We start from the raw sequence: 9,422 nt of genomic DNA on the forward strand, positions 1-9,422 counted from the left end.
GTGGTGTGGTTCGCAAAACCACCATAGAGACCCGAGATCCGGTTATGGCCGCCTGCTGCGCAATTTTGGTGGCTGCGCAGGCGGCCATAACCTTCAACGGCGCGCTATTCCCAACATGCTACGGCCCCAGCTACATCGCTGGCGAACTGGCGGAATACATCGAGGCCAACAAGATGAGCCATGTCCGCGGCGCCCCGTGTCATCCCCAGACCCAGGGCAAGATCGAGCGCTGGCACCAGACCCTGAAGAACCGCATCTTGCTCGAAAACTACTTCCTGCCCGGCGACCTCGAGGCCCAGATCGAGGCCTTCGTCGAGCACTACAACCACCAGCGCTACCACGAGAGCCTGAACAACGTGACGCCCGCCGACGCCTACTTCGGCAGGGCGCCGGCCATCCTCCAACAACGTGAAAGGATCAAACGAAAGACCCTCGAATATCGGCGCTTGCAGCACCGCAAGCTCGCCGCATAACATCATCCCAAAGACGAGGCCCGCTCTCCGCTAATCCACGCCCCGAGTTGCGCCAAATGTTCTGACGACGGACACGCTTGAGAACAGCGGTCTGGCCGGCCATCCAGAGCGTGCGCCGCAGCCGGGCATTACCGTACTTCGAGATCCGGCTCTGACCGCGGAACATGCCAGACTGGACGGTTGCGAGGTCCATGCCGCAGAACTTCAGGAACTGTCGATGATGCCGGAACCGACGCAGGTCGCCGGCTTCGGCCAAGACGGTCATTGCGTTGATCGGGCCGACGCCGGGAATGGTGGTCAGCAGCTGATAGTCGGGCAGGTCCGACAGCAACTCGACAGCCCGTGCCTCAATCACATCGCGTTGCCGGACGAGGCTTCGCCCCTCGGCAAGAACAAGGCGGAACATGCGCACCGCGTCAGAATCCGCATGAACTGGCAAGCCGACCGAAGCGGCTGCAGTGGCGTAAATATCTGAAAGCAATTGCTCTTTGGACACCTTGCGGCCAACGACATCCCAGGCATCGGCGACGAAGGCCTCGCGGCTCATGGCCGAGATCATATGTGGCGATGGGTACTTCTCAAGGAATGCCAGGAACCAATCCGTCCTCGAGCTGCGGTGAAATCGTTCGGCCTCGGGAAAATACAGCGGCAGGTAGTGGGTGAGAATGCGGTGCCACAGCTCGGTCTTCGACCGAGAGACGATCTCGTGGGTCTTTGACAGTTCCTGGATATCAGCGGTCCCAACCACCATCGGATCATGGAAAAATTGCACGGCGCCGATCTCGAGCATGTGCAGGATGACTTGGGCGTCTTTCGGGTCATTCTTGTCCCAACTGTTGTGCAGAGCCTCCCGCGTGCGAGCCAGGCCAACCGAGGAGACCAGCTTCAGCTCGAACCCGGCTCGCCCGAGATGGTGCGCCAACGTGCGGTGGTAGTTGCCGGTCGCTTCGAACGCGATCCGTACCGGCAGGGCGTAGCTGGCAAGCGTTGCGGACAGACGCTGGAAGTCGTCAAGCGTGTTCAGGATCGTCAATCGGCGACGGCGCTTCTTGCCAGAGACGCCGATCAGCACCTCATGGCGATGCTTGGAAATGTCGATGGCGACCAGCAAGGTCGAAGCGGTAGTATCGGTGGCGGTCATAGCCGGTCTCCTCAGCGGTGTGGTTCTGCAAAACCACTGTTGAGACCTGAGACCCGGTTATGGCCACCCGCTGCGCTATCTGAGGGCTGCGCGCGTGGCCATAACCTCAAAACAGCGCTTCTTCCCGACGTGCTACGGGACGGAGTTCACCAGCCGGGCGATCCTGAAATGGGCGAACGCGAACGATGTGGATTGGCACTATATCGACCCGGGCAAACCACAGCAGAATGCATTCATCGAATCCTTCAACGGCAGCCTACGCGATGAACTCCTCAACGAGGAGATGTTCGACAGCCTGGACGACGCCCGGCGCAAGCTGGCGCTTTGGCGATATGATTACAATAACGTCAGGCCGCACTCATCGCTCGGGAACCAAGCACCCGCAGAAGCGCGCCGGACGCTTGAGCAATTTGAGGGCTCCACGCCCGGCGCGCTTGCCCAAATCGACGACCAGAACTATGAAAACCAGACCTGCAAACTCTCGTTATGAATGAGGGAGCCTTGGGGGGCAGGTCAATAGCCATGGCGTTGAATTTCGATCAATAATTCCTGGCCGGACCTGATACCCTGTTTCCAGTGATCGGCCAGTAAGCCCTCAAAATACCACGGCGACGTAGGCTTCAATGCAGCTCGGCGGCGGTCTGGTGGCGAGTCGGAGTTCAACCACTTCGCCACCCTACGACGCGGGAAGCCGGTCCGCCGTCCAATTTCGCTACAAGACAGCCCTTGATCACGAAGCGCATGGATGTTTCCGAAAATCTCCTCACGTGATTTCCGATGGGCAAGACGCGATCGCAGCAGATGATTGGCCGTGCTGATGTTATCGGCATCTGACAATAGCGCCCGCCCGGTGGCGCGGCCATGCATATTCATCTGCTCTTCAATGGCCTGGCGGAGGTTCTGGACGAGATGGAAACGGTCTGCGACCTGCAGGGCTTGCGGCGTGCGGCCTTCGCATATGCGCCACAACGATCCCGACTGATGACTTCAATCTCAGGGTGATGCCGCAGCCAGCTCGCACAGCTTTCAACGCTCCAATCCGGAAGGATATCAATTACGGTCTGCCGCTCGAGATCGACGATGATGGTCCCGTAAGTTTGCGACTTGCGCCAGCTCCAATCGTCGATACCAATGACCGTTGGCGGCGGGGCGGCGCTTTCCGCACACTGCTTGAGGTGCCGTAGCACCGTGTCATTGCTGACACCGACGCCTAAACGGCGCAAGAGCCGCTCGGCAGGCCGTCCACCCGTGGCGTGCCCCAGATGACCGACAATGTCATCAGCACGCGAAGTTCGACGTGCAAATGAATGCGCAATTGACGAGGTGTAGTCTGAAAACGTCCGCCGCGGGCACGCTGAAGCGGGACATCGCCATCTGCAGACCCAGAGTGTGATTGTTACCTTGTCGCCATGTGCGGGCAAATCCTGCAGTCGCCTTTGCCGCCACCCGTGACGACGCCGAGAATGCAAACCACAATCTGGGCAGATGCCACTCGGTGCCAAAACGCCGGATACAAGCCACCCGCCGGAATCACGTCGCTTAACGCTTTGAACCGCAATATCGCTCCCGGGCGACCAGTGCTTTTTTGAGATCACGACTATCCCTCCTGAAAGTTCCAGGTTCAGGATAGTTGCGCCACACAGATTGAGGCAGAACCCAGGACTATCGAAACTGCCGGAATTCACTTGTCGATGGTCTATGAGCCGCATCTGTATGAACTGATAGATCATCTTGCAGAGCGGCTTCAGCAGATCTCTGCCAAGAAGCCGTAGATTGCGCCCACCGATTGGCGCCGCTGTGCGGCTCTCGTGGATACCGCCATTCAAGGTTCCTGAAGCAGACGGCCCGGTCACAATGAGCAGTGCTGACGTCTCGGCAAGTTGCACTGTGCGAGCGCACGCTTCATTTGTTTTCTGTGCTTCCTGCAAGTCGTGCCTTGAGCTTTGTCACCCAATGGCTTGACCACGGAAGAAAGATGTAGCTGATCAGAACGACATTGACCGAAATCAGCAGAACTGAGCGTCCCGTGCGAAGGAAACTCTCAGGCAGAATAAATTCGGCAAGGTGGCCCAAGACAGCGCCTAAGACGACGATCCAGAAGATTAGGATTACGACGATCTCGATCTTACTTATCTTCGATGCCGGCTGCAGAAGTTGGGCGATGTCGTCGAATCGGGCGGGCTCCGTTGCCTCCTGTGGGTGGCGGTCCAATTCCGCCAGGCAACTTTTCCGCACCTCGGAATCTTCCCAACTATCGAGGTTCTCTCGCGAACTGAATGCGAAGATATTCACGAGCTGGTAACCGTCGCTCTCTCTCGAAAGGCTATTGTGATCCCCTAGATACCCCTTCTGATCGGCAGCGGCTTGCTGCAGTTGGTCAAGTGAATGCAAGATGTCATCTTTGTATTCTAGCGCGAACCGCCGAACGATGATGGAAAGTACTGGACGCTCATCGTGTGACATAACTGGTTCACCTTGTGCCAATCCAACGATTCGAAACCTCTATGGCGAGGGTTCATGCGCCGCTCTCCGCGGCGTTGCCCGAGAATTTTAGTGACGTTAGCTGTTCACTACCAGCGAGGTTTACCGACGACGCGCGGAGCCAGATCTTGTGGTCGTGAAGCCGACATTCATGCTGTTTGCAGCACTTGCCAATTTGGGGCTCGAAGTGGACCTGCGGCAGCGCGGCGGTCGACTCGCCCAGGTGGGTCAGTATGCCTGGCGGAGACGGCCCATGGACGAAGCCGCTCACGCGGCAATGGCGCCTGTTGTGAAGGTTGCGCGCTGATCTGACCGTCGTGCATTTGGGAATGGACGATCCTGCCTGACGATTGGGGCCTTCTCAATCATCAGACAGGGTGTTGAGCTAGAAGATGTGCTCGCGATCGCCGAGGCCATCGAGATCTGACGGGGCTAGGGGTTATCGGTGGATTGGATGAATGACAGCACAGCATCGACAAATGCTGCGGGGTCCTGAACCGGTCCGCCGTGATTGGTGCCCTCGAGAACCGCGCCTATCGCTTTGGGCTGACAGCGCACCACCTCGTCCGCCATCATCGCGTCCAGCACATAGGCGTCGCTGCCTTGCATCACCAAAGTTGGAACTTCGATGCCGGCAAGCCCGTCGCAGTCAATGGGTTCCACTGCGGCTACGGCTTCCAGAAATGGTGAAAGAGTACGCGCATTGTCGTCCCACATCTGCTGCGCAAGATCGGAATGTGTCTCTGCCTCGCCGGGTTCCAGCCGGAACACCGCCTCGATCAGCCGCCGGACGGCATCCTCTTCCTCGCCTGCCTGCAGCGCCTCGGCCATGGCGCCGAAGGATGTGAATTTTTGGACGATTGCAGCACGCTCGCCCGGCAGTCCGACATGCAGCGATGAAACGGTCGGCTCGAAATGCGTAATTGAGCGAAACTTGTCCCGATGGCGCATCGCGGCCTGTAACCCGACCAAGCCGCCGTACGACCATGTCACCAGATGAACCGGGCCGGCATCAAGCGCGTCGATCACCGCTGCAAGATCCTCGGCATGGGTCGCGACGCTGAACTTGGCTCCCTCATCGGGCCACTCGGCCGGCCCGAAATACCGCTGATCATAGGCCACGAAGCGATGTTGTTCGGCAACACGGTCACGGATGCCGCTCCAGACCCGAAGGTCCGACACCGCGCCATGCAGAAACAGGACCACCGGCCCGCTGCCGGCATCTTCGTAAGTCAGCATGGTGTCCCCGACGGCGATCTCGTTGGCGCTGACAGGCAATGCCGACGACAGCAAGAGTGCGGCGACGGCAAGGCCGGCGCGTGCGTGGATTTGCATGATGTTGTTGAGCCCCATTGTCCTTACCTTTCCCGTAATGATGGTGAGGAAAAGCAAAGCCGAATGCGCCCTGATTGTCCTGAAGCGCATCTGAATTCTTTCTGAATCAACGTTCCGGCAGTAGAATGGTCGGAGCTGGAGCGTGGCATGGACCTTGGTGAACACAAGTTTGACCCCGAGAGCGGCGATCTATCCACGAGCGACGGACGACCTGTCACGCTGAAGCGTCAGGCCCGCGCGCTGATTCAGGCACTCGTGACCGCGGAAGGTCGTGTCGTGTCCAAGGACCAGTTGATGGACGCCGTCTGGCCGGATGTGACCGTCAGCGAGGATTCGCTGTATCAGGCCGTCGCCGAAGCAAGGCGGGCGCTTGGTGCGAATGGAGGGGAGATCATCAGATCGGTGCCTCGGCAGGGCTATCTTCTGGATGCGACCGGTGCCGCTCAGAAGGGACCCAGCCGATGGCCTCTCATGACCGGGCTGGTGCTTGCAGTTGCACTCGGCGCCCTCGCGGTCTGGTCGCAAAGACAGGCGCCGGGCGGCGACATCCGACATCCTGTCATCGCCGTCCTGCCATTCGAGGCCCTGGCCGGTGACGAGACCTGGCAGCGACGTGGCGCGGGGCTGTCGGTTGAAATTGCCACGGAACTTGCGCGCAATGACTGGCTGGATGTCGTGGCGCCAGAGGCGACAGAGACGCTGGCGGGCTCCGCCCTGCTGCCGGCGGCCGAAGCCGTTGGCGCAAGGTTTATTCTGGCGGGCGCGCTGGCAGCCGAGGATGGCGCGATGAGGGTGTCGGCGCGCATGATGGATGCCGAGACGGGAAAACTCATCTGGTCGGATCGCTGGAACCGCGACGAGACGGGATTTCTGGATCTGGAGGCGGATGTGCTGGACCGGATCGCAGGTCCTCTGGGCGGTGCGTTGACCGGCGCGATCACCCAGGCCGAGTTGAGCAGTTCACAGGCAAGGCAAGCCGGCTCGCTTGATGCCTATGACCATTTCCTGCTGGGGCTTGAGGCGAAGCATCACTGGAACCGCGAAGGGTTCACGCGTGCGACGACGCATTTCAAGCAGGCCATCGCGCTGGATCCGGATTACGCCAAGGCATGGTCGTTCCTGTCGCTCAACCTCAGCTTTCTGGCTTTGGAAGCGGCGTCGCAGGAAGAGCGCCAGATGCTGTGGCAAGAGGCCAGCGACGCGGCCGAGCGGGCCTATGCGCTGGACCCCGACGATCCGGAGGTGCTGTGGCGCGTTGCACGCGAACGGGGCGCGCAGGGTGATCTTGAGAATGCACGGCGAATGCTGCGCCGGTCGGTGGCACTGGCGCCGGGCAATGCCGATGTGCTGATGGTTGCCGCATGGACCAGTCACTATGCCGGCGTGCGGGGGGACGAACCGCTGACCTGGGCGCGACGGGCACATGAGCTGACGCCGATACGGCCCGCGAAATATACAATCAGCCTCGGTCTCGCGGCGTTTTCGGCCAAGGACTATCAGCTGTGCGTGGAGACATTGAGGAATGCGCCGCGCTCGCCCGAGGTCCTGGCCCATCTGGCCGCCGCAGAGGCGCTACTGGGAAATGTCTCCAAGGCCCGAGAGGTTGGCAGACTGCTTCGGGAGGCCCGCCGCGACTTCGTGATCGATGATATGTTCGGGCCGGTCGGGCTGGATGGATTTGACGATCTGGAGGATCTTCGGCAAGGTGCGGCGCTCGCCGGCGTACCTGTCAGCCGCGCGGGAAGAATCTGAAAGTGCGGGAAAGAACTCGTTTACACCAGCACCATACAAACGAGCCACGGCGACCCCTCGCACCCCTGTTCGCACCGCGCTCGTTTGCAACAGGCGCCCTCAGTGCTGCCCGCCAGCGGAGTGCCCAGCATGAAACGGCGGGCAAAGACACCTTCGGAACCGACCTGCTAGCCGCAATATTCGTGGCGAGCATGGTGCGCACGTGCAGTCTTGATACTGGTCAAGCGATAAACGTCTCCACGGCCGCATTTCGGACAGCTCATTTTGTCATCACCGGCGCCCAACCGATGCGCATCTGCCCTGCGTATCGCTGTGGGTTCGCGAGACTGATTATGCGACCGCATCATACCTGCCGATCGAGGCGAACTGAACCTGCGCGCCAATGGTTTTTCGACGGCTTCGTTTTCGAATCGCATGGCGCGGATCCGTCGACAGACTGACCGCTGATCAAGCAATTTGCGTATCTTTCGCTGATTAGATGGGCACCAGCCTGATTTCCTGCGCCCCCGACGCCGCCTGCCATCGCCCGGCACTTGCACGCAGCGCCTCCAGCGGGGAACGTGAGGCCATGGGCTGGGCGCAGTGGCGTGCCAGATGCCTGCTCGCAACGATGCGGCGCGATCTCCGCGAGGACGCGGACCTCAGACATCTCGACTGTGCGGTCAAACGTCCCTGGGGGCGTGATCTGTACCGTCCGATCAACGCCAGCCATCGGAGCATCCCATGTCCACTCTTTCGCAGCAGGCCTCGCGCCGCGCGCTTGTCTTTTCGACCTTCGCATTTACGGTCTGCTTCGCCGTATGGACGATCTTTTCCATCATCGGCATCCAGATTGCCCAACAACTCAGCCTTACCGATACGCAGTTCGGGTTCCTTGTCGGACTGCCGATCCTGACAGGCTCATTAACCCGCATCGTTCTCGGTATCGCCACCGACCGCCTCGGCGGGCGTCTTGTCTACACGCTGACGATGCTGACCGCCGCACTGTCCACGCTGGCATTGAGCTGGGCCACAACCTATCCGCAAATGCTTGTTGCGGCTCTTGGCGTTGGGGTTGCCGGTGGGTCCTTCGCGGTCGGCGTCGCCTATGTCTCGCGCTTCTATGGCCATGCGCAGCAGGGGACGGCGCTTGGCATCTTCGGGGTCGGCAATGTCGGTGCCGCAGTAACCAAGTTCGCAGCACCCTTCGTGATGGTCGCTTTGGGCTGGCAGGCCACAGCGCAGATATGGGCGCTGGGGCTGGCCGTGACGGCGATCATCTTCTGGATTTTCAGCAAGGATGACCCGGTCACGGTTGCGCGACAGGGTGGAGCCGCACCGCTGCGCAGCCTCAAGTCCGAGTTTGCACCGCTGAGAAATCTTCAGGTCTGGCGCTTCTCGGCATATTATTTCTTCAGCTTCGGAGCATTCGTCGCTTTGGCTCTGTGGCTGCCGCACTATCTGATCGGTGTTTATGGCCTCAATGTGAAAACCGCTGGCATGGTCGGCGCGGCCTACTCGATCCCGGCCTCGATCTTCCGGGCTTATGGGGGCGTGCTTTCGGACCGGATCGGTGCCCGCAAGGTTCTGTATGCAACCTTCGCGGTCGCACTGGTCGCGACCGCGATTCTGTCAGTGAGCGTATCTCTAACTGTCTTTTTGGTGGTTATCTTCGCCCTCGGCTTCGTGATGAGTCTCGGAAAGGCCGCTGTCTACAAGCACATCCCCACGTATTACCCGCAGAACGTCGGAGCGGTTGGCGGGCTGGTCGGCATGATCGGCGGGCTCGGCGGCTTTATCCTGCCGCTGGTCTTTGGCGGTCTGAAGGACGCGACCGGGCAATGGTCCAGCTGCTTCATGGTCCTTTTCGTGCTTGTCGCCGCCTGTGCGATCTGGATGCACGCTGTGATCCGCCGAGCGGACCGTCCGTCCGCGCTGCAAACCGCTTGAGTAGGAGCAAGACATGAAGAAGAAACTGGTCGTCATCGGCGCCGGGATGGCCTCCGGCCGCCTGCTGGAGCATCTGTTCGACACCGCTCCGGACGCCTGGCGGGTGACTTTGTTCAACGGCGAGCCACGCGGCAACTACAACCGGCTGATGCTGTCGCCCGTGCTATCGGGCGAGAAGACATACGAGCAGATCGTCACACATGACGAGGACTGGTATCGGGCCCACGGCGTCGATTGCCGGTTTGGGCAGGCGGTGGTGCAGATCGACCGCGAAAACCGCGTGGTCCATTCCAATCACAGCAGCGCCGAAT

At 60.3% G+C, this 9,422-nt stretch carries 5 protein-coding genes and 4 pseudogenes; 5 read left to right on the plus strand and 4 right to left on the minus strand.

Annotated features, from left to right (window positions below):
* The coding region (locus tag J7359_RS19520; RefSeq protein WP_247740551.1) for an integrase core domain-containing protein at window positions 1-473 on the plus strand (473 nt) is incomplete at its 5' end.
* Window positions 474-519: 46 nt separating this feature from the next.
* On the opposite strand, the pseudogene J7359_RS19525 reads toward J7359_RS19520, so the two are convergent.
* Window positions 520-1,614: pseudogene (locus J7359_RS19525) on the minus strand (IS110 family transposase); the annotation flags it as partial.
* Window positions 1,615-1,750: 136 nt separating this feature from the next.
* On the opposite strand from J7359_RS19525, the pseudogene J7359_RS19530 reads away from it, so the two are divergent.
* Window positions 1,751-2,104: pseudogene (locus J7359_RS19530) on the plus strand (integrase core domain-containing protein); the annotation flags it as partial.
* A gap of 26 nt (window positions 2,105-2,130) precedes the next feature.
* On the opposite strand, the pseudogene J7359_RS20120 reads toward J7359_RS19530, so the two are convergent.
* The 3 genes and pseudogenes from J7359_RS20120 to J7359_RS19550 all read right to left on the minus strand — a co-directional run.
* Window positions 2,131-3,116, minus strand: a pseudogene (locus J7359_RS20120) (ISL3 family transposase); the annotation flags it as partial.
* A gap of 400 nt (window positions 3,117-3,516) precedes the next feature.
* Window positions 3,517-4,077, minus strand: coding sequence for a hypothetical protein (locus tag J7359_RS19545; RefSeq protein ID WP_209059793.1), 561 nt, complete (start codon window positions 4,075-4,077; stop codon window positions 3,517-3,519).
* A 450-nt stretch (window positions 4,078-4,527) separates the two neighbouring features.
* Window positions 4,528-5,595: an alpha/beta hydrolase gene (locus J7359_RS19550; protein WP_209059801.1), complete on the minus strand. Its 1,068-nt coding sequence runs from the start codon at window positions 5,593-5,595 to the stop codon at window positions 4,528-4,530.
* Here J7359_RS19550 and J7359_RS19555 point away from each other — a divergent pair.
* The 3 genes and pseudogenes from J7359_RS19555 to J7359_RS19565 form a co-directional block, all read left to right on the plus strand.
* Entirely contained in the window at window positions 5,578-7,182 is a 1,605-nt protein-coding gene (locus J7359_RS19555) for a winged helix-turn-helix domain-containing protein (protein WP_209059807.1), read from the plus strand. The genes J7359_RS19550 and J7359_RS19555 overlap by 18 nt on opposite strands.
* A gap of 723 nt (window positions 7,183-7,905) precedes the next feature.
* A complete protein-coding gene (locus tag J7359_RS19560; RefSeq protein WP_209059810.1) occupies window positions 7,906-9,111 on the plus strand; it encodes a nitrate/nitrite transporter in 1,206 nt (401 codons plus the stop codon).
* Window positions 9,112-9,124: 13 nt separating this feature from the next.
* Window positions 9,125-9,422, plus strand: a pseudogene (locus J7359_RS19565) (nitrite reductase large subunit); the annotation flags it as partial.

It is taken from the genome of Paracoccus sp. R12_2 (assembly GCF_017744015.1).
Classification (GTDB): domain Bacteria; phylum Pseudomonadota; class Alphaproteobacteria; order Rhodobacterales; family Rhodobacteraceae; genus Paracoccus.